Here is a 26,356-nt window from a genome sequence, read left to right on the forward strand (position 1 = left end):
AGGGGAAACAAGTCATGGACCAACAGGACGCTGGAAAGAAAAACAAACCGGAGCTGGTGGCGACGGCCGGAACGCTGGAGGAGGTCTCCCGGCTGCTGGAGGCCGGGGCGGACGCCCTCCAGGCCGGCGAGGAAACGTACGGAATGCGGCTGCCGGGCAGCATGGCGCTGCCGGAACTCCGGGAAGCGGCCGCTCTCGCGCACGAGCGCGGCGCTCGTCTGTACGCGGTCGTCAACAAAATCATGCTGAACGCCGATCTGGACAAGCTTCCCGCCTATCTGGCGGGGCTGCAGGAGAGCGGTGCGGACGCGATCGTCTTCGGCGATCCGTCGGTGCTGCTTGCCCGGAAGCAGGCAGGCGTCACGCTGCCGCTTCATTGGAATCCGGAGATGACCGCCACCAACTGGGTTACCGCCAACTATTGGGGAACCAAGGGGGCGACCAGGGTCATCACGGCGCGCGAGCTGAACATGGAGCAGATTCTCGAGATCAAGCAGCGCGTGTCCCTCGAGGTGCAGGTGCAGGTTCACGGGATGACGAACATCTTTCATTCCAAGCGGAGCATGGTGTCCAATTACCGCAAGCATACCGGGCACGATCCGGCGGAGGAATCGCTCGATGAGGAGCGCGGGCTGTATCTCGTCGAAGCCGAGCGGCAGGATGAGCGGTATCCGATCTATGAGGACGCGAATGGGACTCACATTATGAGCGCGGACGATCTGTGCATGATCGAGAATCTGGCCGAGCTTATGGAGGCGGGAATCGACAGCTTCAAGATCGAAGGACTGCTCAAGCCGATCGGCTACAACGAGACCGTCGTCCGTGCGTACCGCGAAGCGATCGACGCCTACGCGGCGGACCCGGAAGGCTACGAATTCCGCGAGGAATGGCTGGACCGCATCAAGCGGGTGCAGCCGGTGGACCGGGAGCTGTCATACGGCTTTTTTTACAAAGAACAAGTGTATTGAGTGAGGGGACTAACGAATGACTGTCTTAGAGCAATCGCAACCGTCCGAGCCGGCCGCCGCCCGGCGCCTGAAGCGGCCCGAACTGCTGGCACCCGCCGGCAGTCTGGAGAAGCTGAAGTTTGCCGTCCGTTACGGGGCCGATGCCGTCTATATCGGCGGGCAGGCCTACGGGCTGCGCTCCAATGCCGACAACTTCACGTTCGAAGAGATGCGCGAGGGCGTCGCCTTTGCGGACCGCTACGGCGCAAAGGTATTCGTCGCCGCCAACATCTATGCGCATAACGAAGACCTGGCGGGCCTGGAGGACTATCTGCGCGGCCTCCAGGAAGCGGGCGTCGCGGCGATCATCGTCGCCGATCCGGCCATCATTGAGACGTGCCGCCGGGTCGCGCCGAAGCTGGAGATCCATCTCAGCACCCAGCAGTCGACGATGAACTGGCAGGCGGTGCAGTTCTGGAAGGAGAACGGCGTGGACCGGGTCGTGCTGGCGCGGGAGGCGAGCATGGAAGAGATTCTCGCCATCAAGCGGCATGTCGATATCGACATCGAGGTGTTCATCCACGGCGCCATGTGCAGCTCGTTCTCGGGACGGTGCGTGCTGTCCAACCACTTCACGGACCGCGATTCGAACCGGGGCGGGTGCTGCCAATCGTGCAGGTGGAAGTACGACCTGTTCGCCATGAGCGGAGAGGCGGAGCAGCCGACCCCGCTGTTCGAGGAGGGAGACGACGCCTTCACAATGGGATCCAAGGATCTGCGAATGCTGGAATACATTCCCGAGATGGTCGAGTCCGGCGTCGAAAGCTTCAAGATCGAAGGACGGATGAAGAGCATCCATTACGTGGCGACGGTCGTCAACGTCTATCGCCAGGCGATTGATGCTTACCTGGCGGATCCCGAAGGCTACCGGCTGAAGCCCGAGTGGGTCGAGGAAATCGCCAAGGCAGCCAACCGGCCGGTCAACACGGGCTTTTTCTTCGACGAGCCGGATCACGAAGACCACATTTTCGGTCCCGAGGAGAAGGCGGTGCCTTACGATTTTGCCGGACTCGTGCTCCGCTACGACCCTGAGACCGGAACGGCCGACATCCAGCAGCGGAATCACTTCAAGCCGGGGCAGGAGGTCGAGTTCTTCGGCCCGGGCGGCACGTCGTTCCGGCAGACGCTTGGCGAGCTGAGGGATGAAGAGGGAGCGGTACTCGATGCGGCCCGCCACCCGATGCAGGTCATCCGGATGAAGGTTGACCACCCGGTCGCACCCTGGGACATGATGCGCAAGAGAACCGGCCGGTAAGCGGCTACCTGTTCGCCGATCCGAAGCCCACACAGGGAACGGTTCTAGTCCCGTTCAACAATCATTTTTGACGGTCCTCAAACTTGAGGACCGTTTTTTTTCCAATTTTGCTAAACTATTCGGGTCCATCTGACGAAAAACCTAGTAAGAGATACCTAGATGAGGATGGTGGCAGTCAGTTGAAGGACCCTAAATTCTCCTTCTCCCGGATCGGCGAGCAGTTGAAGCCGCTGCGCGCGGGATTAGGCCGCACAAAAGAGTTATCCGCCGATTTGCTCGGCAATCCGCTGAAATCGGTCGGCATGAAGCTGTTCCTGCTGTTCTTTTTCAGCATCGTCCTGCTGGTCGTTGTTTTGGGGCTTTTTTCCTATTCGACCTCCAAGGGAACGATTGAGAAGAAAGTATCAGAAGCTTACGAGCAGACGGTCACCCAGGCGACCGACAAGCTGGATCTGGTCTTTGGCAACTACGTGGAACTGACAACCCAGCTGTTCGCCGACTCCGACTTCATGAAGAACATCGTCGACGTGAACCGGGATAATCCTCTGTTCAGTTCCCGGTATGAGCTCATCAAGAAAATCAACGACCGGCTCAATATGACGGTGAACGCGAACAACACGCTGATCGGTATTTATCTCGTGCCGATCAAGGAAGCGTCGGCGCTCGGTACCGGCACGATTAACGATATCGCGGCCAAGCCCCTCAAGGAGGCTCCCTGGTTCGAGGAAACAGTCAAAGCGGGAGGCACACCGATCTGGCTGCCGGCTGCCAAGAAGGGCTATGTGGCTGGAGAAGGAGCGTTCGGGGTGGCCCGTGTGCTGAGCCAGGATTACGTACTGCTCTTCGAGATTAAGGCCAGCGTGCTCGACGACCAGCTGGAGAGCATGGAATCCGGCTCCAACAGCTCGATCGTATTGATCGACAAGAAAGGCACGATCAGCAAAGGCATGAACCGCGAGATGCTGGAGCAGAAATTCGAGATCCCGATTCTGGACGGGATTCTGGGTCACGACAAGGAAGAAGGCTCCGCCTCGCAGCGGTCCAGCTACAGCGGCGAAAAGCTCGTCGTCTACGATAAGATGAAGACGTCGGGCTGGTCGCTCGTCCTGATGGCGCCGGTTGAAGAGCTGATCAAAGACGCGTCCAAGATCAAGTGGCTGACTATCATCATGGTGCTTGTCGCCATGGCCGTCGCCATTCTGATCGGCATCTTCGTGGTCCGGTCGATCGGCCGCCCGCTCATCCAGCTGCGCAACCTGATGAGGGAAGGCGAGGCCGGGAACCTCACCGTCCGCACGAAACACCGGAGCATGGATGAGATCGGCGAGCTGAGCGCCAGCTTCAACGCCATGATGGAGCAGATCACGCGTCTGGTCGACCATACGAACCGTTCGGCTGCCGAGGTGCTCGAGACGGCAGGTGTCCTGCTCCGGTCCTCGAAGCAGACGGCGACCTCCGCCGGAGAGATCGCGGTGGCGACCGAAGAGATTGCGAACGGGGCGTCCAGCCTCGCGTCGGAAGCGGAGAAGGGCAACGAACTGACGCATGAGATCGGCAGCCAGATGAAGATGGTCGTCGAGGCGAACATGCAGATGGGCAATGCCGCCTCCGAGGTCTACCTGTCCAGCGAGAAAGGAACCCAGTACATGGCCGAGCTCATGACCAAGACGAACCAGACCGAGACGATGACCCGCTCGATGGTCGAGAAGGTCGACAAGCTCAAAGAGAGTACCGGCTCCATCCGCAAAATTCTGGAGCTGCTCACCAACATTACCCGGCAGACGAATATTCTGTCGCTGAACGCGACGATCGAAGCGGCAAGAGCCGGCGCGGCGGGCAAGGGCTTCATGGTCGTCGCCGACGAAATCCGCAAGCTGGCCGACCAGTCCAAGGAATCCATCGAGATCGTCGGCAAGATCACCGAGACGATCCAGAGCGAGATTGACGAGACGGTGAACGTCCTGTCGGAGGCGTATCCGATGTTCCAAGAGCAGATCGGCTCCGTCAAGGAAGCCGAGACGATCTTCGGCAGCGTACAGAAGCAAATGGGCGGCTTCGTCATGCAGCTGGAGGGCGTCACCGCTTCGATCCGGGCGCTGGAGGAAACCCAGCAGGTGCTGAACGAGGCGATGACCAACGTCAGCGCCGTCTCGGAGGAGTCGTCCGCCACCTCGGAGGAGGTCGCGTCGCTCAGCAACGAGCAGCTCAAAGTAAGCGACGAGCTCGTCCGCCTCTCCGAGAAGCTGGAGAGCCTCTCCAATTCGTTGAAAGATTCGCTCGCAAAGTTTACAATATAGAAAAGAAGAATAACTCCTGTTCCCTTGCCGGGGACAGGAGTTTTATTCGCCATCTGCATACAAGGAAGTGTCAACTTGAAATACCCGTTGTTCAAATGGTTCACCATCCTGCTGCCTACCATTATCATCGGCGGCTTCGAGTTTCTCCGGCACTCATGGCTGCTGTCCTCGATCCCGATGGGCATCGGGAACTTTTACATTACCGGTCTCACTTTCGTGCTTTCCTTCCTGTTTGCGACCTGGATGTTCCGCAGGATCGAGGATACGAATGCCCGCCTGTCCGAGGAGAGGGCGAGGCGGGCGGTGTATGAAGAGCGCGAGCGGCTGGCCGCCGAGCTCCACGACAATATTGCGCAAACGCTTTTTTTCCTGAATGTAAAGCTGCAAAAGGGGCAGCTGGAAGAGGCGCGCTCGATCATTTCGTCGATTAACGGCGACCTTCGCCAGGCGATCTTCAACCTCCGTTCGCTGCCGGAGGACGGTGTCGGCTTCGAGGAGCGGATTCGTCGGTGGCTGGACGAGTGGAGCATGGTGGCCGGCGTCGAGGCCGGTATTTACTTCGATTTGAACGGCCATCTGTTTACGTCTGCGGAGGAGGTGCAGCTGTTCGGCACGATCCAGGAGGCGTTCACGAACATTCGCAAGCATGCCCGCGCGACGCAGGCGGAGCTGCAGCTGGTAGCCAAGGACGACAACTGGATGCTCCGGGTAACCGACAACGGAATCGGTATGCCGGTGACGGAGGAAGAGCAGCAAAACCGGTACGGCGTATCGCTCATGAGACAGAGGGCGGCACAGCTCGGCGCGGTCTTCCAGCTGCACGGCCGGTCATGCGGAGGAACGGAGCTCGTATTGGCGAAGAAAAGGGGGAGAACGCTGCAGTGAAGCAATACCGGGTATTGATCGCAGACGATCATCCGCTGGCGAGGCAGGCGATGCATTCGCTGCTCGAGGATGACCCGTCCTTCGAAATTATCGGCGAGGTCCACAGCGGCGAGGAGGCGGTGGAGGCGTGCCGGCGGCTCACTCCGAACGTAGTGCTCATGGATATTCAGATGCCGGGGATAGGGGGGCTGGAGGCTACCCGTCTCATCAAGGCCGCCGATCCGTCCGTCAAGATCGTCATCCTGAGCGTCTCGGACCAGCCGGCGGATCTGTTCACGGCGATCCAGTTCGGGGCGCAAGGGTACTTGCTCAAAAGCATGGATCCGTCGGAATGGCTCGATTATCTCCATGCGCTGCTCGAGGATAATGCGGATCCCGCACGGCGGATGGCCGAGCGGCTCGTCTACCAGTTTCAGAAGGGCAAGGCGGCGGACGGCGTGCCGCCCGACGTGCTCACCCCGCGCGAGAAGGAGATACTTGCCTACATCGCGCGCGGCGAGACGAACCGGCAGATCGCCGAGCGGCTCGTCATCGCGGAGAATACGGTCAAGAATCATGTGAAGAACGTGCTGGACAAGCTCCGGCTCGACAATCGGGTGCAGCTGGCCGCTTACGCCGTGAATCACCGCATCAGTGCGGAGGTCCTCTAACCCGTGCGGTCCCCGGACAAGATAGCCCGGTCGAGTCATAGCCGCGGCTCCGATCTTCCGGTAAAGTAAGGGGGGCTCCGTCCGACTCAAGGACGGGCCAGTGAAAGGAGAAACGGTTATGAAAAAAAGAATGCTGCTGATCGGGCTGGTTCTGGTCTTCTCCGTGATGTTCGCGGGTCTGGCGAGCGCGCACGTAACGGTTCAGCCGGCCCAGACAACACAGGGCAGCTATGAGATGTTTACGGTTCGGGTACCTTCCGAGTCGAAGGGGACTTACACAACCAAAGTAGAGGTTAAGGTAGCGGACGACGTGACCATCTCCCGCGTGGAGCCGAAAGCGGATTGGACGTACGAGCTTAAGACCGACGCCACCGGCAAAGTGACGAGCGTCCTCTGGACCGCGGCGGGTAAGGGCCTGTCCCAGACCGAATTCACGGACTTCCACCTGTCGGGCAAGGTGGGGGATACAGCGGCCTCGATCACCTGGAAAGCCTATCAGACGTACGCGGATGGCAGCGTAGTGGAGTGGACCGGGGGAGAGGGCTCGGATAAGCCGGCTTCGGTAACCAAGGTTAACCCGAAGGCAGCCGGCGCCGCGACCGACAGCCACGGCAACACGGCTGGCGGAGCGGGTTCTGCGGCAGAAGCCCAGCCGGCGACGGCCGGCGCCAGCAAGACGCCGCTCTATCTGTCGATTGCCGCGCTCGTTCTTGCGGCTGCCGCCCTGGTGCTGCAGCTGGCCAAGCGGGCGAAGTAACGCAGGCCCGGTCAGCCGGTCCGCTTAAGGGTATTCCCTCGAGCATTAGCGAAGAGCGTAGGCAAGGCATGGGGATTCCCCGGGCACTAGCCAGGTGCGTAGGCACGCACTGAGGGGTCCCAGAGCACTAGCCAAGCACGCATGCGAAGAAGGGGCTGTCCCCGATCATCGGAATTCGATGACGGGAGACAGCCCCTTTTGCTTGTCCTGCCGGATTAGGACGTTGCCGCCAGCAGCGGCTTGTTCGGCAGGCTGTGCAGCGTGCGGATGTAGCGGATGGTCTTGGTCCGGGAGCGCATGACGACGGAATCCGTCTCCGCGCGCTGGCCCGGCAAATACCGGACGCCGCTTAAGAATTCGCCTGGCGTAATCCCGGTTGCCGCGAAGATGACATCCTCGCCGCCGACCATATCCTCCATCGACAGCACCTTATGCGGATCGGCAATGCCCATGGCGCGGCATCTCTCCAGCTCCTCCTCGGTCTGCGGCAGCAGCCGGCCCTGCATCTCGCCGTCCATGCAGCAGAGAGCCGCTGCGGCGAGGACACCTTCGGGAGCCCCGCCGGAGCCGAGATACAGGTCGATTCCCGATTCCGGGAAGGCGGGGGCGAGAGCACCGGCCACGTCGCCGTCGCTCAGCAGCTTGATGCGGACGCCGACGCGGCGCAGCGTCTGCATGATCTCCTCATGCCGCTGCCGGTCGAGGATGGTGACGGTCAGATCGGTCACCTGCTTGTTGAGGGCAGCCGCCGCTTTGTGCAGCGTTGTCTCGATCGGATCGAGCAGCGAGAGCTTGCCGGCCAGCGCCGGGCCGACCGCGAGCTTCTCCATGTACATATCGGGGGCGTGCAGCAGCTGACCCTTGGGGGCCGCCGCGATGACCGCGAGAGCATTGTTCAGCCCTTTGGCCACCAGCTCCGTTCCTTCCACCGGATCGACGGCCACGTCGACCTCGGGGCCCTGCCGGCTTCCGACTTCCTCGCCGATATACAGCATCGGCGCTTCGTCCATTTCGCCTTCACCAATGACGACCGTCCCTCTGATCGAGACGGAATCGAGCATGCGTCTCATCGCTTCTACGGCGGCGCCGTCCGCGCTGTTCTTGTCCCCGAGCCCCATCCACCTTCCCGAAGCAAGGGCGGCCAGCTCAGTCACCCGTACGATTTCCAATGCCAATTCTCTCTCCATCCGAATGTCACGTCCTCTGTTCTAGTATGATCGTTCTAGTATGATCCCCTCTATATGACGACACAATGTATTATATAGTACGTTCTATATGATCGACAAGTCCATTGTTTTGCTGTCGGAGGAAACTGTTCCGCGAACGGGACGGATCAGGCGGAGGGCCAAACTGCCCACTGCCATCAGGGCCCGAACTGAACCGCTGGCCAGAGCAGCCAAGGCAAGGGAACGGGGCGAACCGCCGGCAAGGGCCGCCAGGACAAAGGGAGCGGGGCGAGCCGCCGGCCACAGCTGCTAAAGGCAATGGCGGCGAGGCGGACAACGGACGGATGAAGCTGGGCAATCTCCCCGGTGTGGCGCGTGCGGGCAATAGGATGTATGATATAGAGAGTGTGAGCGGACAAAGGAGGAGACGGTCATCGAATTGTCGGCACGCCAATTGGAAATTCTCCGGTATGTGAAACAAAACGCCCCTATTACGGGTGAGCAAATAGCGGAATGGCTCGGCCTGAGCCGGCCCACTATCCGGTCGGATCTAGCGCTGCTCGTCATGCTCGGGTATTTGGACGCCAAACCCAAGGTCGGCTACTTTCTCGGCAAAGCCGCGGACGAGCAGCGAAGGGACTCTTCGCGCCTGGCCGGCCTCAAGGTCAGGGATGTCCAAGCCCTGCCGGTCATTATCCGCGAGAATGCGACCGTGCAGGACGCAGTCGTTACGCTTTTTCTGGAGAACGTAGGCAGCCTGATCGTAATCGGACAGGACGGCCAGCTGGCCGGAATGGTCTCGCGCAAGGATTTGCTTAAGGTGACGCTGGGGAACGCAAGCGCACCCCAAATGCCGGTGTCGCTCGTCATGACCCGGCAGCCGAATATTGCGACCGTACAGCCGGACGACTCGGTGGTGGACGCGGCGCGTAAGATGATCCAGCACGAGGTGGACACGCTGCCGGTGCTGGAGGCAGACGCCGAGCAGCCGGAAAGCGGACGCCATTCCGTCGTCGGCCGAATCACCAAGACCACGCTGACGAAGGTGCTGGTCAGCCTGGCCGGCGGACCGGACGGCTTATAGGCAAGGAACGCATCCGATTAGGGGGATTGACGCTTGAGAGTACAGAAGCAGCACACCATCTTTGTATGCTCCGATTCGGTCGGAGAGACGGCCGAGGCCGTCGCCCGGGCGACGATCCGTCAGTTCGGCTCCCAGCCGGTCCGGCTGAAGCGCTTTTCGCAGATAAGGACCGAGGACGAGGTGCTTGCCATGATGGAGGAAGCCGCGGCAGAGGGAGGCTTCGTCGTCTATACGCTCGTCCAGCCCGAGCTTCGGGAGATGATTCGGGAGGAGGCGATCCGTCTCGGCGTCCGGGCCGTCGACGTCATGGGGCCGATGATGCAGGCTTTCGTGGACACGTTCCACGACTCCCCTAGCAGCAAGCCCGGCTTCCAGCAGGAGATGAACGACGATTACTTCCGCCATATCGAGGCGATTGAATACGCCGTCAAGTGCGACGACGGCCGCGACACCCATTCGCTGGGGCTCGCCGACGCCATTCTGGTCGGCGTCTCACGCACGTCCAAGACGCCGCTCAGCATCTTCCTAGCGTACAAGGGCTACCGGGTGGCCAACATTCCGATCGTGCCGGAGGTGAAGCCGCCGCAGGAGCTGTTCGCGGTTGACCCGAGACGAATCGTCGGGCTGACGATGAACCCGGAGAAGCTGAACAAAATCCGCAGCGAGCGGCTGAAGGCGGTCGGCCTTCCGGACGAGGCCCGGTACGCTCAGCTAGCCCGCATAGAAGAAGAAATCGCGTTCGCCGACGAGCTGATGAAGCGGCTCGGCTGTCCCGTCATCGACGTGACGGACAAAGCGATCGAGGAAACAGCCGGACTCATTCTCACTTATCTATCTTAATCGATGTGGAATCGCCCGCCGTAGGGCACTTTGCCCAACTGGCTCGCGATACCCCTCCGACAGACGAATAGGCAAACCCCCGAACCAGCAAGCGGTCGGGGGTATATTTAGGTTGCGCCGAGATTGCTGGGAAGGGGATGCCGGGGCACTGCGGACGTCTTCCCGGGAATGCGCCGGCCGTGTCTCACTGGCGATCGCCATACCGCCATACGCCTTCGCCCCCTTTCCATGCGTGTGATGAGGGAGTCGTATGAACGGCGGTCTGGAGGTCAAAAAAACTTCTTGGTATTCCGATCCTGGATGAGAATGTCCACCGCCTCCCGGAACCGCTGGGAGTGGACCACTTCCCGCTCTCGAAGAAACTTCAGGCTGTCCTGAAGATCCACATCGTCCGTCATGTCGATGAGCCATTGGTAGGTGGCCCTTGCCTTTTCCTCCGCCGCAATGTCCTCGTACAAGTCGGCGATCGGGTCCCCCTTCGCCTGTATGTAGGAAGCCGTCCAAGGTACGCCGGCGGCATTGTTGTAAAAGAGCGCGCGATCATGATTCGCATAGTGAGCCCCCAGCCCCGCCGCCTTCAGCTGCTCGACGGTCGCGTCCTTGGTCAGCTTGTAAACCATGGTGGCGATCATCTCGAGATGCGCGAATTCCTCGGTGCCGATGTCCGTCAGGAGTCCGATGACCTGATCGGGAATCGTGTAACGCTGGTTCAGATAGCGCAGCGCGGCCGACAACTCCCCGTCGGCACCTCCGTACTGCTCGATCAGGAACCGGGCCATCATTGGGTCGCATTTGCTTACCCGGACCGGGTACTGGAGCTTTTTCTCATAAATCCACATGGTTCCCCGCCTCCTTCCGTATCGTTACACCTGCCACGGCCATGGGGGCATCGCCCACCGCCAGCCATGAGGGGAGGCCGAATGGCCGAAATTCAGGAGAGGGCCGTAGCACTGCTCGAATTGGGCCGCCAGGAATTGCCGCTTCTGGGCCATTTCGTTAAACTGCTGAAGCGCCATGGTGTCCCAGGGATGCGTGTCGAGGTACAAATTCAGCTCCACAAGTACAAAGTCGACTGCCTGCAGCTCGTGGAGCATCGCATAGTATTGCTCCTCCATCCGCTTCTCTCCTCCTTCTTAAGTCTGTTTGCCGGGGTAGGGGCTGTAAAGCGCCGGCCACAGCGTGCCCAGCTTCAGCGCTTCGTGGGCGTTGAACTGGGGCAGGCCGGGCGGCTGAAAGCCCAGAAACAAATTCGGCGGCGTGCTGTAGACCTTCTCCCGAATGGGCGGACACGGATCGAACGGGCCAATGAACGGGCAATAGACGCGAAATTGGTTCATGCCCCGGATGCCTCCTTCTAATGACAATTCTCCATGCAAAGAGCATATGGGGGGCAGGAACTGTCCTATTCGGCTTATTTTTGCATAGATACGAAAGAAGGAGGTGCGGCGGCGGTACCTACTCCGAAGAGCTCCGCTTGCGTCAGCCGAGACACGTCCGAACAAGCAAGCCCGCATCCTTCTAGCAGCCGCGTTTCGTGCCGGGTTCTGCCGAAACAAATTGGTTTTCCACGAATGGGAAAAGGAATTCACGCATGAGTGTGGAAGTAAGACGGGGAAAACCAGGATCCGTCCGGCCGAGCCGGACAGAGGTCAGCTAACGCCGCAGCCAGAAACCGCAGACACGCAAGACATGCGATATCGCGCATGACCTTAGGAAGACGAGGAGAGTGTCGAAGGATGAAGATCGGAATTAGCACGTACAGCCTGCTCGAAGCCATTCACGCAGGGGAGATGACGGTCTTGGACGTCATCGCCTGGATTGCCGAGAACGGTGGCGAGCATATGGAGATCGTTCCCTATGGGTTCACGCTCGTCGACAATCCCGACCTGGCGGACGCCGTCCGGGAAACGGCCAAGGAGCACGGCATCGAGCTGTCCAACTATTCGATGCCCGCGAACTTCGTCCAGGAGACGAAGGAGGCGTTCGACGAGGAAGTGAGCCGGATCAAGCTGCATGTGGATACGGTTCACCGTCTCGGCATCAAGCATATGCGCCACGATGTGACGGCGTTCCGTCTCCCGCCCGAGCAGATGGGCATCGATTATTTCGAGGATAACCTGGAGCTGATGGTAGAGGGCAGCCGGCAGATTGCGGATTATGCCGCCGACTTCGGCATTACGACGACGATCGAGAACCACGGCTTCAGCGTCCAGCAGAGCGACCGGGTGCAGCGGGTGCTCCGCATGGTCGACCGGCCGAATTTCAAGACGACGCTCGATGTCGGCAATTTCCTCTGTGTGGACGAGAGCCCGCTCGTTGGCGTCCGCAAAAATTTGCCCTATGCTTCGCTTATTCACTTCAAGGACTTTTACATACGGCCGTTCTACCAGGACCCAGGCGGTGGCAAGTGGTTCCGCTCCGCGAACGGCAACTACCTGCGGGGCGCGATTGTCGGCCAGGGCGACATCGAGATGCGGGAGATCGTCAAGCTCATCAAGGCATCGGGCTACGACGGGTATTTGACGGTCGAGTTCGAGGGCATGGAGCCGTGCCGAACGGGTGCGAAGCTCGGCATGGACAATCTGCGGCAGATGTGGGAATCGGCATAGCCTTCCGCGACTTCGGGATACGGGTGTCGCACACCGAGCGAGTACCGCCCAGGCTAGGGCGGAAGGCAGGAAACGCAAATAGACAAAGACCGGCATACGCCGGTCTTTTTTCTTGCACCCGCTTCAGGAATGAACCTGACGCGACTTGCGGTATTGCAAGAGCTCGCTCACGGTTACGAACCGGAAGCCCCGCTTTTGCAGCTCGGGAAGAATTTCCTTCAAGGCGGCCGCGGTTTGGGGATGGCGCTCCACATGATCGTGGAACAGAACGATGTCCCCGTTGCGGGCGTTGCTCAGCACCTTGCCCACGATCTTGTCCACGCCGGGAGACTGCCAGTCCTTCGTATCCTGGTGCCAGGACCAGAGTACCGTCAAGTACCCAGCCTCGCGGGCCGCCTGTACGAGCGTCTCGCTGTAATAGCCGCCCGGAGGGCGGAATAGATGCGGGCGCTGGCCGGTAACGGACTGGATGCTCTCCTGGGTCCGGCGAACCTCGTCGCGGAACCGGGAGACGCTGGCCTGCTTGCGGAAGTAGCTGTGATGATACGTATGGTTGGCGAGCTCGTGCCCTTCCGCCAGCTCGCGCTTGACCAGCTCGGGGAACTTGTCGACCCGGTTGCCGACGACGAAAAAGGTGGCGTGTGCGTTGTATTCCTTCAGCAGATCGAGAATAATCGGCGTTTCGGTCGGATCGGGACCGTCGTCGAAGGTCAGGGCGATGACCTTTTCCTCCGTCGGCACCTCCCAGACAATTTCTCCCCGCGCTTCGTAATAGTCTCTCCCCCGATCGCGTTCCGCTCCCGCCTGCTGGGAGGCGGGACCGGCAGCGGGGGCGGCGGCAGCGGCGCCCGGACCGGAGCCGGCGGAGAACAGGGGAAGCGCTGTGAGAAGGAGTATGGCGGCGGCAGCGGCAATCAATTGGCGATGCATAGAAGAACCTCCGTCCGTTGTGGGATAGGCCTATGGGGTAGCGTTGGCCGGACGGACACGTTTCATGCGCCGGTGCCCCGCCAGCGGCCGGGTAGTTATTGGCAGGGGGCCGCCTGCAAGAATCCGCTCCCCCGGGCTCACCCTAGAAAAGAAACGTAGGGACGGACCGGGCGGTGCCGTGCCAAGAGGAGGAGCGAAGCGATGGACAAATGGAAGAGGAACGGAGGCCGGACGGCCGAAGCCGCAAAGGACCGGGCGGGGGGGCGTTACCGCAGGGCCGGTAGAAGCCTAGGAGGACTTCTGCTGGCAGGCAGCCTGCTACTGGGATTCGGCCCTGCGCAGGAGGCCGGAGCGAATCCGTTCGTCCGTCCGGCGGTCTGGGGACAGGTGCCTTCCGGGGAGGAGAGCAGTGCCGGCTATACCGATCCCGTCAAGCGGGTCGCGATCGTCATCGATGACGCGGGCAACAGCATGAAGGGAACGAAGGAGATGCTGGCGCTGCCGTTCAAGCTAACCATCGCGGTTATGCCTTTCCTCTCCTCGACCAAGGAGGATGCGGAAGCCGCGTTTCGTGCTGGCCATGATGTCATCGTCCATTTGCCGATGGAGCCGAAGAGCGGCAAGAAGAGCTGGCTCGGTCCCGGCGCCATCACGACGGATATGACCGACGAGCAGATCCGGGCCGCGGTGCGGGCCGCGCTGGACGATGTCCCTCACGCGATCGGCATCAACAACCATATGGGGTCCAAGGCGACGGGCGACCCCCGCGTGATCCACGCGGTACTGGAAGTGTGCCGCGAACGCGGGGTATTCTTCCTCGACAGCCATACCAATTACCGGAGCATCGTCTCCAAGGTAGCCCGAGAGGTCGGCGTGCCGAGTCTCGACAATCATCTATTCCTGGACGATGTGAAGAGCAAGTCCCACATGGAAAAGCAATTCACCCAAATCCGCGAGCATCTGAAGGTGCATGAGCCCTGCATTGCGATCGGACATGTCGGCGCGGGGGGACAAAAGCTCGCCGAGGTACTCGGGGAGCGGGTGCCCGAGATGACGATCAGCCAAGGTGTTCGATTCGTGGGCGTCCGGGAGCTGTTCGCCGATAAGACCGCTCCCGTTAAGGGCAGCACTCTCGAAGCCGGGGGGCGGGGAGAGACGGCGTCCGGAGGCTCGCCGATGGCGGAGGCAGCAGCGAAGGATGCAGGGGCAGCAGGCGATAAGGGAAAAGAGGAAGCCGAGGCGCCGGCAAGCCCTCCGGTTGCCGCGACAGTGAGAGACGGCAAACCCGGCGGCCCCTCTCCCGCCACGGACGAGCCGGGGACGAGCGGCGTGCTGCTGGAGGGAGCGCTCCTGCATACGATGCAGAAGGAGATTCGCACTAAGCTGAAGGCGCATTACGGGGAGGAGTACATCCAGTATGACTGCGAACGAATCTCGGGCATCCGCAAGCAGACGAACGGAGCCGGCGCCGCCGAATATGAGGTGACGGTCCGTCTGCGCAAACGGTCGGGAACGGACCCCATGCTCGTCAAGCTGCGGTTCCGCACTGATTCCGCCGGCGCCCTAGTCTTTGTTTCTATGACGGACGAGCCGCTGCCCGCCGCTTTTTCCTGCTCGTCGCTCTGAGATCTCTTTTTTCGTCTTCTTTTTCCGGCTATCCGCGGGTGGTGATTTTGATGTACAATGTGGGGAATGTCACACTATACTCCATCCGAAGAGGAACTCATTTATGATGCAGATAGAGGATTCCGTGTTTTCCCCTTACCAAACGTTCTCACGTGAAGAATGGGCCAAGCTGAGAGACTTGACCCCGCTGCCGCTGACCGAAGAAGAGCTGGAGCAGCTCCGCGGCATTAACGAGCGCATCTCGCTCGAGGAAGTCCGGGACGTCTATCTCCCGTTGTCCCGGCTGCTCAATCTGTACGTAGGCGCAACCCAAAAGCTATATCAGGCGACCGATACGTTCCTGGGCAAGCACGCCAAAAAAACGCCCTATATTATCGGGATCGCAGGCAGCGTCGCTGTCGGCAAAAGCACGACCGCCCGCGTTCTGCAGACTCTGCTGTCGTACTGGCCGAACCATCCCAAGGTCGATCTCGTGACGACCGACGGCTTTCTATATCCGAACGAGGTGCTGGAGGCCCGGGGCTTGATGAAGCGCAAGGGCTTCCCCGAGAGCTACGACACCCGGCGGCTGATCAAATTTTTGGCGGAGATCAAGTCCGGCTTCAAGGAAGTCAGCTGCCCGATCTATTCCCACCTCTCGTACAATATCCTGCCCGATCAGCAGCAGGTCATTCGCCAGCCCGACATTCTTATCGTCGAGGGAATCAATGTCCTGCAGGCGAACCGCGACCGTTCGGGCGGCAGCATGCCGCAGGTGTTCGTTTCGGACTTTTTTGATTTCTCCATCTACGTTGATGGGGAGGAGAGCAACATCCGGCAGTGGTACATCGACCGGTTCCAGGTTCTCCGGGATACGGCGTTCCGCAATCCCGATTCTTATTTCCACCGGTACGCGGAGCTGACGCGCGAGGAGGCGACGGAGACGGCAACGCAGATCTGGCGGGAGATCAACGAGGTCAATCTCGTGAAGAATATCCTGCCGACGCGGTTCCGAGCCGACCTCATTCTGACCAAGGGGGCGCATCATGCAATTGAGCAGGTGCGCCTGAAAAAGCTGTAGGGAAGGGGAGCGAACGCATGGACACGCACCTCGGGCACGCTTCCAGCCGTCCGGTCTTTTCGCTGATCGCCGCTATGGACCGCGGCCGGGTCATCGGATGCGCGGGCGGCATACCTTGGCGGCTGCCGGAGGAACAGGCCTATTTCCAACGGGTGACCATGGGAGCGCCCGTTATTATGGGAAGGCTCACCTACGAATCGATCGGCCGGCCGCTGCCGGGCCGGGACAACATTGTGGTGACCCGCAGCTCGGGGCTTAATCTGCCCGGCTGCCGTCTGGCGGCCGGTCCCGGTGAAGCGGCATCGCTGGCGGCGGGAGCGCCGGAGGCGTTCATCATAGGCGGGGAAGAGATCTACCGCCTCTTTCTGCCCCTGGCAGACCGGATGTATCTGACGCATATCGACGCGTCATTCTCAGGAGATGCATTCTTTCCTGCCTGGGAGCCGGACGAATGGCGGCTCGTCTCGGAGGAGCCAGGGGGGACCGGCGACCGAAACGGGTACCGTTATACATATGCGCGTTATGAGCGAATCCGGGCAGAAGAGGCGGGCATAAAGCCCTCCCCCTCATCGTAAAAAGCCGCTTTCTCTATGGGAGAGCGGCTTTTTCCCTTGAGGACCCTTTCTAAGGTGGATGCTTGCTCCTGCTTTCTTATAGGCAAAATCTATATATATTATACATATTATATATTTCACCTATATAGTTGGTTGGCGGATAATGGAGCCATGACGAAGGAGGATGAGAGGGATGACAAGCAAGGAACAGAAATGGGACGCGCAGCACTACGACGGAAAGATGGGCTTCGTTGCGAAGCTCGGGGCAGGTGTGCTCGAGCTGCTGGACGCTCGGCCGGAAGAGCGTGTGCTTGACCTCGGATGCGGCACCGGAGCGCTGACGAACGAGCTGGCAAGCCGGGGCGCTCAGGTGGAGGGGATTGACCTGTCCGAGGAGATGATCGAAGCAGCCAAAGCCAACTATCCGCATATTCCGTTCGCTGTGGAGGATGCGCATAGTTATCGGGCGGATGCTCCCTTCGATGCCGTCTTCTCGAATGCGGCGCTGCATTGGATGCGGCAGCCGGAGCGGGTGATCGAGGCCGTAGCCGCCAATCTTCGTCCCGGCGGGAGATTCGCCGCCGAATTCGGGGGAGCGGACAACGTAAGCGCGATCGTCTCGGCGATCGGGGGCGTATTAGAGGAGCGGTTCGGCATCGACGCGGATTCCCGGAACCCCTGGTATTATCCGACAATCGGAGAGTACGCGTCGCTTTTGGAGCGGCAGGGGTTCCGGGTCCTGTCCGCGGAGCACTTCGACCGGCCCACACCGCTGCCGGAGGGAGATCGGGGGCTGAGAAACTGGCTGGACACCTTCGCAGGCATCTTCTTCGCCGGTCTGACGGAAAGCGAGCGGGAAGAGGCGTACCGGGAGATTGAGGAGCGTGCGAGGCCCAAGCTGTACCGGGACGGCTGCTGGTACGGGGATTACCGGCGGCTGCGAATTTTGGCCGTATTAAAGACGCCCCGCGCCCGTTCTCATTCGGCCAGGTCCGAGGTATAATCAAGGCAACCGCATGATAATACAAGTTGTAAGACAGGTAATGTATACAAATACAAGGAAAGCAGGGTGAACGATGGAGAAGCAATTGGAGAAGCTGGCGCTAGACGGAGGGAAGCCGGCGCGCAGCAAGCCGCTGCCGCCGAACTACCCGGGAGCGGTCGTCATGGGAGAGGAAGAGGCGGCGTATGCCGAGCGGGTCATCCGGGCCCAGTCTCCCTTTCGCTTCTATGGAGCGAACCCGCTGGGTGCCGTAGACGCGCTTGAGGAAAGAATGATGCAGGATCTTGGGGTTCCGTACGCGCTCGGCGTCACTTCCTGTACGGCAGCGCTCGTCGTCGCGCTCAAGGCGCTAGGCATCGGCTACGGGGACAAGGTCATCGTGCCGGCCGTTACGTTCCTAGCGACGCCTGGAGCGGTCGTCTGTGCCAACGCAGTTCCGGTATTCGCCGACGTGGACGAGAGCTTGAATCTGGATCCGTCCGCGCTGGAGCGGGTGATTGATGACGAGGTCAAGGCGATTATCACGGTTCCGATTCTCGGCAATCCGTGCGACATGGATCCAATTCTGGCCGTGGCCCGCAAGCACGGCATTCCGGTCATCGAGGATGTCGCCCAGTCGCTCGGGACCTCCTACCGGGGCAAACCCGCAGGCACACTCGGCGAGCTGGGCGTCTACAGCTTCCAGATGAACAAGATTCTGACAGCCGGCGAAGGCGGAGCCGTCGTCACCCGCGACGCCAAGCTGTACGAGAGGGCCGCACGCTACCATGATCAGGGCCTCGTCCGCCCACAGCTCAAGGAACGGTTTGGCCTGCAGCCGAACGAGGAGACGGACGCGTTCGTCGGCCAGAATTACCGGATGAGCGAAGTGACCGGGGCGATTCTGGTGGAGCAGTGGAACAAGCTCGAAGGGCTGATCGCCGCCATGAAGAGCAGCCACCGCAAGCTGAAGCGGCAGCTGGAGGAGCGCCTGCCGGGCATCGTCTTCCGCTCGTCTCCCGACGAGGACGGCGACATCGGCTCCAATCTCGGCCTGCTGCTTCCGACTGCCGAAGCGGCCGGACGGTTCATGCAGGCGATGGCGGCAGAGAATATTACCGCGCATACACTCTACGGCGGGCGGCCGGTCTATATGGTGCCCCAGCTGTTCCATCAGCGGACCGCGGAGAAGGACAGTTTCCCGTTCAACGCGCCGTTCAAGAACCCGATCCGGTACACGGAGGACATGTGTCCGCGCGCCGTCGACCTGATCCCCCGAATGGTGTTCGTTCCCATCAGCCCGCTGCTCACCGACGAGGATTTGGAGGAAGTGACGGAAGGTATCGTCAAAGTCTACCGGTCACTCCGCCTTGCCTAACCGTCGGCGGCTCTACAGCCCTGCTCTTCCGTGTGGAAGAGCAGGGCTTTTTTGCATGTTCTGGCCGGACGATACCGGAGCCAGGGACGAGCGGTGCCCTTGTGCTGGAAAAAAACAGATGCGGCAGGGAGGAAAAATAGATCTTTTAACGAATACTCTAACCCCGGGGGGAGTTCGCAAATGAACGGAAACGAAATTTATATTGTGATTGTCATCGTTGCTGCTTTGGTGTTATGGAGAAGAACGAGAAGTATGTATCGCCCGATCCGCGGAAACGGTATTCGGATTTTGATCCCGATGCTGTTCATGCTTCCAGGAATGAGTCTAATCTTCAATCCGGACGTGTCTGAGCCTGTGTGGGAATTTTGGATCGCCTTTGGAATCGGGATGGTGTTTTCCATCCCGCTGATTTGGACGACGAGCTACGAGGTGAGGGAAGATAACCGCATTTACGCAAAGAAAAACTGGGGGTTTGTCGTTGCCTTCGTCGGAATTTTGCTTATCCGGCTTATCCTTAGGCAAGAACTGACAAACATAGATCCTATGGGGAAAATGGCACTCTTTATGATGGTCGCCTTCGGCTATATCATTCCATGGAGAATTGTGTCGTATATCAAGTTCCGCCGCATCCAAGGAACTATTCCATCCGTCTAAAAGGAATCCGCAAGGGTTTCTTTTTTTTGTTTCGGCAAAAACGGGCTACAACTTGGAATGAGGCAGCGTATCCAAACAATCAGGAATGGTTCACGTCTCAAGTCGCGCCCGACATTCCGGTGCCGACCCGGGGATCCGGAACGCCCTATATAAGAAAAACGACCTACCTAAATGAGCCTACCCATAAACGGAGCGGCATAGTAGAATTGGAAATGAAAGTGCTTACATTAATATAGTTAGGAGATGAATACATGATAAGAAAATCAAGATTAGTACGATCATTATTAGTAAGTCTAGCTGTATTCCTTATTTTGGGGGCATTTGCACAAGTAGATAGTAAGAAGGCCTCCGCAAGTGGTGATGTCTATTCACCCAATAGAGCATTTGCACAAGTGGATAGTACGAAGGTTTCCGTGAGTGATCAAGTCTATTCACCCGACAAAAGCGCGAAGGCAGCAGCAACAGCCCCTGAAGGGTATATGGAGGTGGATTGGGAACCAACGCCTAACGCCTATTGGCAATCTACAAGTCCATTAGGTGCACAGTTAGTAACACCAGAAAATAGTACGGCAACCAATCACAAATACTTTATTGCATCAAAGCTATTTTCGAGGGAAGATCTTCCTCTTGGAAGTATTATTGAGATAGATCCCGGCTATCAATATAGACCAGATGGATGGATATCCATAAACCCGCCTCAAGCAGGATCAACTAGGCCAGGCAATGTGACAAAGGAAAAAGTAGTGGTCGACAAAAATTGGTGGGGCGATTATCAGTATCGTGGATTTAATATTGCAGTTGTAGGCGGTACCACAGATATTAGACAAATTTGGCAGGAAATTGTCCCCCACTTTAGAATCTATGTACCTTCAGATGGTGAAAGCAATGATGGCGGGGACCATAATGATGGGAAACCCGCATTTAAACTTCTAGCGATTGGAAATAGCTTTAGTGAAGACGCATTCACGTATTTACAATCAATGGCGAAAGCGGATGGAGTAGATATCAAGGTTGGTATTCTGTACATAGGCGGCTCGGCGCTGAGTGAGCACTGGATGAATGCTTCACAGAACAGAGCAGCATACTCCTATATGGAATATAAGGATGGGGTAAAACATACTTCCGATGGAGCTACAATTGACCGTATACTAAAAAGCGATGATTGGGACTATGTTTCGTTGCAGCAAGCTAGTCACTTCAGTGGTATTCCTTCAACCTATGATCCCTATTTACAGAATCTCGAGAATTACGTCAAAACTAGAGTTCCAAATGCAGAAATGCTTGTTCATCAAACATGGGCATATGAAAAGGGAAGTAGTCACTATGGCTTTATCCGTTTTCAAGGAGACCCTGACGTAATGTTTAACCAAGTATCAGAAGCTTACAAACTTGCCGCTAAAAAACTAGGAAATGTGAAGGTGATCCCCAGTGGACTAGCGATGCAAAATGCAAGAACTAATGAGCTTTTTGACCCAATAAAAGGTGGAAAAAGCCTTTTCCGAGACGGTTATCATGCAAACTATATCCATGGCAGGTATCTACTTGCTGCTGTTTGGTATGAAGCATTAACAGCTAACAGCATTTCTGAAAACAGATTCAGACCGGCTGGGATATCTGACGAAGAATTGGCTGTATTAAAGCAGGAAGCTCATAAGGCTGTTGTTGATTATACATCCGAACCAGCCGACTTAGATTTAAAGGATGACTTAAATGGTTTATTGTGGTACGAAGGTGAAGATTATTATGAAAAACGTCCACCCAATGAGGAACCGGTCGCTATTTTAATGTCGGGCGAGAGGTTCGATATTCGAGTAGATGACCTCAAGCTGTTTGGAAATGGTAGCTATGAAATCGGTGTGTTAGCTGCCGGCTCAAGAACCACATATGAAATCGAGTTAAATGGTAAGTCCGTTGGAACGCTAAAACGGGATGCAAGTGGATCTGCGATGAGCGATGTAACCATGACTTTCTTAAATGATCAAGAAGTTACCTTAAAAAAAGGAGATATAATTACTATCATTGCTCCCGAGGAGGATGACAAACAGGTCGTCGTCGATGAACATTGGTGGGGCGATTATCAGTATCGCGGGTTTAATATTGCAGTAGAAGGCAACACCCAAGATATTAGAGAAATTTGGCAGGATGTTGCATCCCACTTTAGAATCTATGTACCTTCAGAAAGGGACAATCATGCACTTATTGAGATGGATTGGGAACCAACGCCCAACGCCTATTGGCAATCCACAAGTCCATTAGGTGCGCAGTTAATAACCCCAGAAAATAGTACGGCAACCAATCACAAATACTTTATTGCATCAAAGCTATTTTCGAGGGAAGATCTTCCTTTTGGTAGTATTATTGAGATAGATCCCGGCTATCAATATAGACCAGATGGATGGATATCCATAAACCCGCCAAAAGCAGGGCCAACTAGGCCTGGGAATGTGACATCTGGATCTGGTGGATCTGGTTGGGTAGATGCTGTTGTATTAAAAAATAGATCACTTGGTGATCCTGATCCAACTGAACCAGGAGAGCAACCAGGAGGAGAACAACCAGGTCTTAAATCGGTGTATCAGCTCATCGATCGATTTATCTTAAACGAGGAGCTTTCACCCGCATTGGCGACAATGGTCAGGAATGATATCCGGCAAGCTGAGAGGCATCTGGAGGCAGGTCGCATATCGCAGTATGTCAAGATGCTGGAGGATTCATTAAAGCATTTGGACCTAAACGGCCACGGACAGCATTCCGTTTCAGAACGTGCCTTTGAAGCTTTGACGAGGGATATCCGTACTCTCATCAGCATGCATAAGAATTAGCGCCGGAACGTTTTTTCGTATGCTAAAATAGGAAATACATTAGAGCCATTCATCTTCAAGCTACTAGTGGACAAGTTCGCTGATCGTGCCAACATTTCTCCATGGGCATTAGAAGCTATTTCTGCAGCAGCAAATGCAGGAATCATTACTGGCTATCCCGATAACACCTTTAACCCTCAGGGAAATGCTACTAGAGCAGAGGCTGCAAAGGTGATTGTGAGAGCTTTAGTAAAATAAAATCAAAGCAGAAGTCCTAGGACCCTTACTTTAAAGGAGTCCTGGGTCTTCTTTTTTTAAAAAGAAAGTTATCACTTAGAACAGGCTGATTAGATAATCGCACGGGCAGGCCCCTGCTCATCTGCTATAATGGACGAAGACGTTTGGCCGGCCAAGAGCCGGCCGGAGAAGGGGGGACCTGTCATGGAACGCCGACTGGTCAAGGGAGCGGTGTACGGCTTCCTCATCGGCCTGTTTCTGGCCGTGCTGTATGTGGACGACAGCGTGCAGGTGGTGGGCAGCGGGGGAGGCTGGACCTCGATCCAGCTGAGCAGCCGCTCCTACCTGATTGCGCTCCTCAAGCCTGCGATCCGGCTGTCGCTCGTCACGGTAGGCGTGCTGCTCGCGTCGGAATGGTATGCTAGGCGGAGCGGGCGCCTTACTTCGTTTCTGGGCGATTTTGCCTTTGCCTTCGCAGCGGTCCTGCTGCTGTCCGTTGTGATCCTTCCGCTCCTCTTTGGGTTGTTCGCTTAGACGGCAGCTGCATCCCGGGCGAATAGGGTTCTCTCCCCATTGGGCATACCAATGCAGAGAGAGACGGCTGCTGTCAGCCGTGATTCAAAGGAGGAGCGAATGTGAACGAACAGACGCAGATGAACGCTAAGACGACGGCCTATAAAGAGGGCATGGGCCACCTGGCCGATCGAGCACCCGAGCTGGCGGAGGCCTATCACGCCTTCACGGGAGCCTGCTTTGCGGAGGGCAAGCTGGGAGCGAAGGAAAAGCAGCTGATCGCTCTTGGCATCAGCTTGTTCAGCAACAATGAGGTGTGCACCTTCATGCACGTTCAGGAGGCGCTCTCCCAGGGGGCTTCACCGGACGAGGTGATGGAGACCGTTGCGGTGGCGGCTGCCCTCGGCGGCGGCCATGCTATGTCGCAGGGCGTGACGCGCGTGCAGCAAGCGCTCGGCGCGGCTCCGCTGCATTAACGGACGGCGTCTCCGGACTCCGTTAGTGCCATGTGCCTGAAGTTCTTTTTCGCAGCCAAAAACTTACAATGTTAGGGCTATAGGCCGGGGCAGGCTGAAGCCCACCGACGCATTCCGATCCTCGCGTGAGGGTCGGAATTTTTCTTGTGAAGAGGTGTTGACAGGAAGAAAGCGGATTCATATACTTTATAATAAATAGTTTGTTAGTCATTTTAACTAAGTAAGGTGGTGGAAGCATTCGTGATCAGTAGGGGGAGAACCGGCAACACCAAGTTCGTGAAGCAGATGAACCGGGAAGGCATCTTGTACCAGCTGCGGAAGGAGCCCCGCTTGTCACGAGCAGAATTGGCGGCAAGAACCCGGCTCAGCCGGCCCTGCGTCTCCTCGCTCGTCGAGGAGATGATTCAGGAAGGACTCATTCAAGAGGTAGGTACAGGGGTATCGAAGGGGGGCCGCAAGCCGATCCTGCTCGAGTACAACGTGCAGGCGTACGCGGTCGTCGGGGCCGTCTTCGAGGGCAGCGAGCTGGAGATGGCGGTCGCCGACATGAAGGGCGAGCTCCTCGCGCAGGAGCATACCCGGCTCACCCAGCCCGTCGACGGCGAATCGGCGCTGCGGGCGCTCGAGACGACCCTCGCCCGGCTGCTCGCTGCAAGCGGCGTCGACCGCGGCCGGGTGACCGGTATCGGCGTCGGCCTGCCGGGGATTACGCAGCGCCGCAGCGGCACCGTCAGCTATGCACCGAGTACGGGCTGGATGGATCTTCCGGTCGGGAAGGAGATCGAGGAACGGCTCGGCCTGCCCGTCGTGCTCGACAACGACGTCAACATGATGACGCTCGGCGAGTTTTTCGGCGGGGCGGGGGCGGGCGTCTCCAGTCTGGTGTATATGTATGTAGGAACCGGGATCGGGGCCGGCATCATCATCGACAAGCAGCTGTATCGCGGCAGCAAGGAGGCGGCCGGCGAGATCGGCTACATGCGGATCGGAGAAGCGCCGGGCCGCCGCAAGGAAGAGTTCGGCGTCTTCGAGAAGAACTTCTCGGTTCCCGGCATCCAGCACAAGGCGAAGTTGCTCGGCCTCACTGTCGATCCCGGCATCAGCGTCCTGGAGCAGCTGCTCGCGCTCGAGGCCGGCGGCAGCGGGAAGGCCGGTGCTCTCCTCGACGAAGTGTACCGCAGCTGGGCTTCCGGCATCGCCAACACCGTCAGTGTGCTGGATCCGGAAATGCTCATTCTGAGCGGCGAGATGGTTCATCTGGATGAGAACGGTCTCAGCCGGATCCGTGAGCTGCTGTCCGAGTGGGTGCCGGTGCTGCCAGAGATCCGGCAGGCAGCGCTGCGCGAGAGGGCGGGGATGCTCGGCGCCGTACACAGCGTATTGGAAGCGTACCCATCCGCGATACCCGGCAGCATGTCCTGACAGCAGGCAATTACTATAGGTATAGGGGGAATACGAAACGATGAATATGAAATGGACGAAGTGGACCAGTTTGTCGCTCATCGCCGCCATGACCGTCGGCCTGACGGCGTGCGGAGGTGGAGACGATAGCAAGCCTGCCGCATCCGGCGGAGACGGAGGCAGCAAATCCGGCTCGCAGAAGCTGGTTATCTACACGGCTCGCGACAAGAACGTCGTCGATCAGATCCTTCCGAAGTTCAAAGAGAAGAACCCAGGCATCGAGGTCGAAGTGATGACGATGGGCGCCCAGCAGATCATGGAGCGGGTACGCGGCGAGAAGGCCAATCCGCAGGCCGACTTCTGGTGGGGCGGCACGCAGTCTTCCTTCATTACGGCGGCCAACGAAGGGCTGCTAGAAGCGTATAAGCCGAGCTTTGCGGCCAGCGTGCCGGCGGAGTACAAGGATGCCCAGGACCGCTGGTACGGCGAGATGCTGCTGCCGGAGGTCATCATGTACAACTCGCAGGCGATCAAGAAAGAGGATGCGCCTAAGGATTGGGACGACCTGCTTGATCCGAAATGGAAAGACAAGATTCTGATCCGCGGCGTCCTCGCTTCCGGCACGATGAGAACGATCTACGACGCGATGATCTACCGGCAAGACCCGGCCAACCCGCAGAAGGGCTACGACTGGCTGAAGAAGCTGGATGCGAATACGAAGGAATATACCCAGGATCCGACTCAGCTGTACCTCAAGATGGCCCGTCAGGAAGGGACGCTGTCGCTGTGGAACCTGCAGGATATCCTGATTCAGAAAGAATTGCAGAAGCAGCCGTTCGACTACATCTACCCGGCCAGCGGTGCGCCGATCCTCGTGGACGGTGTAGGCATCGTCAAGGGCGCCAAAAATATGGACGCCGCCAAAAAGTTCTATGAGTTCCTCTTCGACAAGGACCAGCTGAAGGAAAAGGCCGAGAAGCTGTTCCAGATTCCGACCCGGACCGACGTCGACAAGAACCAGTTCCCGGATTGGTACAAAAATCTGGATACGAAGTCTCTGAAGCTCGACTGGATGGTGCTTGCGGAGAAGGAGAAGGAATGGATGCAGTACTGGGATGAGAATATCAAAGGCAAAGGCAAGAAGTAACGCTTGAAGCGAGGCGGGGGCAACCCCGCCTGGCCATGTGGAGCGGA

Annotated in this window: 26 protein-coding genes; 21 read left to right on the forward strand and 5 right to left on the reverse strand. The window is 58.2% G+C overall.

Translation table 11 applies throughout. The annotated features are described in order from the left end of the window. The first annotated feature begins 14 nt into the window (after positions 1 to 14). The 6 genes from KJS47_RS12290 (at position 15) to KJS47_RS12315 (ending at position 6,851) form a co-directional block, all read left to right on the forward strand. Positions 15 to 968: a peptidase U32 family protein gene (locus tag KJS47_RS12290; RefSeq protein ID WP_213525342.1), complete on the forward strand. Its 954-nt coding sequence runs from the start codon at positions 15 to 17 to the stop codon at positions 966 to 968. Positions 969 to 984: 16 nt separating this feature from the next. Continuing rightward, positions 985 to 2,262 (forward strand): peptidase U32 family protein, encoded by a 1,278-nt coding sequence (locus KJS47_RS12295; protein WP_213525343.1) that lies wholly within the window; start codon positions 985 to 987, stop codon positions 2,260 to 2,262. Between the two features lie 302 nt (positions 2,263 to 2,564). After that, positions 2,565 to 4,559: a methyl-accepting chemotaxis protein gene (locus KJS47_RS12300; RefSeq protein ID WP_213525846.1), complete on the forward strand. Its 1,995-nt coding sequence runs from the start codon at positions 2,565 to 2,567 to the stop codon at positions 4,557 to 4,559. A 75-nt stretch (positions 4,560 to 4,634) separates the two neighbouring features. Beyond that, positions 4,635 to 5,444 (forward strand): sensor histidine kinase, encoded by an 810-nt coding sequence (locus KJS47_RS12305; protein WP_213525344.1) that lies wholly within the window; start codon positions 4,635 to 4,637, stop codon positions 5,442 to 5,444. After that, a complete protein-coding gene (locus tag KJS47_RS12310) occupies positions 5,441 to 6,094 on the forward strand; it encodes a response regulator (protein ID WP_213525345.1) in 654 nt (217 codons plus the stop codon). Before KJS47_RS12305 ends, KJS47_RS12310 begins: the two co-directional genes overlap by 4 nt. A 118-nt stretch (positions 6,095 to 6,212) precedes the next feature. Further along, positions 6,213 to 6,851, forward strand: a complete 639-nt coding sequence (locus KJS47_RS12315; RefSeq protein WP_213525346.1) for a YcnI family copper-binding membrane protein — start codon at positions 6,213 to 6,215, stop codon at positions 6,849 to 6,851. 215 nt (positions 6,852 to 7,066) lie between these two features. On the opposite strand, the gene glpX is transcribed toward KJS47_RS12315, so the two are convergent. Beyond that, the gene (glpX, locus tag KJS47_RS12320; RefSeq protein WP_213525347.1) at positions 7,067 to 8,038 is read right to left on the reverse strand and encodes a class II fructose-bisphosphatase; all 972 of its coding nucleotides are present in this window, start codon (positions 8,036 to 8,038) and stop codon (positions 7,067 to 7,069) included. A gap of 412 nt (positions 8,039 to 8,450) precedes the next feature. Between glpX and KJS47_RS12325 the strand changes: the two genes are divergently transcribed. Both KJS47_RS12325 and KJS47_RS12330 read left to right on the forward strand, forming a co-directional pair. Continuing rightward, complete coding sequence (locus KJS47_RS12325) at positions 8,451 to 9,101, forward strand: helix-turn-helix transcriptional regulator (protein WP_249716401.1); 651 nt, start codon at positions 8,451 to 8,453, stop codon at positions 9,099 to 9,101. Positions 9,102 to 9,134: 33 nt separating this feature from the next. Further along, complete coding sequence (locus KJS47_RS12330; RefSeq protein WP_213525348.1) at positions 9,135 to 9,941, forward strand: pyruvate, water dikinase regulatory protein; 807 nt, start codon at positions 9,135 to 9,137, stop codon at positions 9,939 to 9,941. A 269-nt stretch (positions 9,942 to 10,210) separates the two neighbouring features. On the opposite strand, the gene KJS47_RS12335 is transcribed toward KJS47_RS12330, so the two are convergent. The 3 genes from KJS47_RS12335 to KJS47_RS12345 are packed head-to-tail and all read right to left on the reverse strand — an operon-like array spanning position 10,211 to position 11,278. After that, on the reverse strand, positions 10,211 to 10,780 hold the full coding sequence (locus tag KJS47_RS12335; RefSeq protein WP_213525349.1) for a manganese catalase family protein: 570 nt from the start codon (positions 10,778 to 10,780) through the stop codon (positions 10,211 to 10,213). A gap of 24 nt (positions 10,781 to 10,804) precedes the next feature. Then, positions 10,805 to 11,056, reverse strand: coding sequence for a spore coat protein CotJB (locus tag KJS47_RS12340; RefSeq protein WP_213525350.1), 252 nt, complete (start codon positions 11,054 to 11,056; stop codon positions 10,805 to 10,807). Between the two features lie 18 nt (positions 11,057 to 11,074). Beyond that, positions 11,075 to 11,278 (reverse strand): spore coat associated protein CotJA, encoded by a 204-nt coding sequence (locus KJS47_RS12345; protein WP_213525351.1) that lies wholly within the window; start codon positions 11,276 to 11,278, stop codon positions 11,075 to 11,077. Positions 11,279 to 11,677: 399 nt separating this feature from the next. On the opposite strand from KJS47_RS12345, the gene KJS47_RS12350 reads away from it, so the two are divergent. Next, a complete protein-coding gene (locus KJS47_RS12350) occupies positions 11,678 to 12,550 on the forward strand; it encodes a sugar phosphate isomerase/epimerase family protein (RefSeq protein ID WP_213525352.1) in 873 nt (290 codons plus the stop codon). A gap of 123 nt (positions 12,551 to 12,673) precedes the next feature. Here the strand turns inward: KJS47_RS12350 and KJS47_RS12355 are convergent, their stop codons facing one another. After that, complete coding sequence (locus KJS47_RS12355; protein ID WP_213525353.1) at positions 12,674 to 13,480, reverse strand: polysaccharide deacetylase family protein; 807 nt, start codon at positions 13,478 to 13,480, stop codon at positions 12,674 to 12,676. 201 nt (positions 13,481 to 13,681) lie between these two features. Between KJS47_RS12355 and KJS47_RS12360 the strand changes: the two genes are divergently transcribed. The 12 genes from KJS47_RS12360 (at position 13,682) to KJS47_RS12415 (ending at position 26,309) form a co-directional block, all read left to right on the forward strand. Then, positions 13,682 to 15,106, forward strand: coding sequence for a divergent polysaccharide deacetylase family protein (locus tag KJS47_RS12360; protein WP_213525354.1), 1,425 nt, complete (start codon positions 13,682 to 13,684; stop codon positions 15,104 to 15,106). A 103-nt stretch (positions 15,107 to 15,209) separates the two neighbouring features. Next, positions 15,210 to 16,166, forward strand: a complete 957-nt coding sequence (gene coaA, locus KJS47_RS12365; protein WP_374707026.1) for a type I pantothenate kinase — start codon at positions 15,210 to 15,212, stop codon at positions 16,164 to 16,166. A 17-nt stretch (positions 16,167 to 16,183) separates the two neighbouring features. Continuing rightward, complete coding sequence (locus tag KJS47_RS12370; RefSeq protein ID WP_213525355.1) at positions 16,184 to 16,741, forward strand: dihydrofolate reductase; 558 nt, start codon at positions 16,184 to 16,186, stop codon at positions 16,739 to 16,741. Between the two features lie 172 nt (positions 16,742 to 16,913). Next, positions 16,914 to 17,723: a class I SAM-dependent methyltransferase gene (locus tag KJS47_RS12375; protein WP_213525356.1), complete on the forward strand. Its 810-nt coding sequence runs from the start codon at positions 16,914 to 16,916 to the stop codon at positions 17,721 to 17,723. Positions 17,724 to 17,796: 73 nt separating this feature from the next. Beyond that, on the forward strand, positions 17,797 to 19,080 hold the full coding sequence (locus tag KJS47_RS12380) for a DegT/DnrJ/EryC1/StrS family aminotransferase (RefSeq protein ID WP_213525357.1): 1,284 nt from the start codon (positions 17,797 to 17,799) through the stop codon (positions 19,078 to 19,080). A 180-nt stretch (positions 19,081 to 19,260) separates the two neighbouring features. After that, positions 19,261 to 19,734, forward strand: coding sequence for a CcdC family protein (locus KJS47_RS12385; protein ID WP_213525358.1), 474 nt, complete (start codon positions 19,261 to 19,263; stop codon positions 19,732 to 19,734). A 251-nt stretch (positions 19,735 to 19,985) separates the two neighbouring features. After that, positions 19,986 to 22,556 carry a DUF4886 domain-containing protein gene (locus KJS47_RS12390; RefSeq protein ID WP_213525359.1) on the forward strand — a complete coding sequence of 857 codons (2,571 nt, stop codon included), beginning with the start codon at positions 19,986 to 19,988 and terminating at the stop codon, positions 22,554 to 22,556. Positions 22,557 to 22,622: 66 nt separating this feature from the next. Continuing rightward, the gene (locus KJS47_RS24405; protein ID WP_213525360.1) at positions 22,623 to 22,793 is read left to right on the forward strand and encodes an S-layer homology domain-containing protein; all 171 of its coding nucleotides are present in this window, start codon (positions 22,623 to 22,625) and stop codon (positions 22,791 to 22,793) included. 183 nt (positions 22,794 to 22,976) lie between these two features. Continuing rightward, positions 22,977 to 23,306 carry a hypothetical protein gene (locus KJS47_RS12400; protein WP_213525361.1) on the forward strand — a complete coding sequence of 110 codons (330 nt, stop codon included), beginning with the start codon at positions 22,977 to 22,979 and terminating at the stop codon, positions 23,304 to 23,306. A 119-nt stretch (positions 23,307 to 23,425) separates the two neighbouring features. Further along, on the forward strand, positions 23,426 to 23,761 hold the full coding sequence (locus tag KJS47_RS12405) for a carboxymuconolactone decarboxylase family protein (RefSeq protein WP_213525849.1): 336 nt from the start codon (positions 23,426 to 23,428) through the stop codon (positions 23,759 to 23,761). Positions 23,762 to 24,001: 240 nt separating this feature from the next. Then, a complete protein-coding gene (locus KJS47_RS12410; RefSeq protein WP_213525362.1) occupies positions 24,002 to 25,183 on the forward strand; it encodes an ROK family transcriptional regulator in 1,182 nt (393 codons plus the stop codon). 40 nt (positions 25,184 to 25,223) lie between these two features. Beyond that, the gene (locus KJS47_RS12415; protein WP_213525363.1) at positions 25,224 to 26,309 is read left to right on the forward strand and encodes an extracellular solute-binding protein; all 1,086 of its coding nucleotides are present in this window, start codon (positions 25,224 to 25,226) and stop codon (positions 26,307 to 26,309) included. Positions 26,310 to 26,356: the final 47 nt, after the last annotated feature.

Source organism: Paenibacillus sp. J31TS4, from assembly GCF_018403265.1.
Classification (GTDB): Bacteria; Bacillota; Bacilli; order Paenibacillales; family NBRC-103111; genus J31TS4.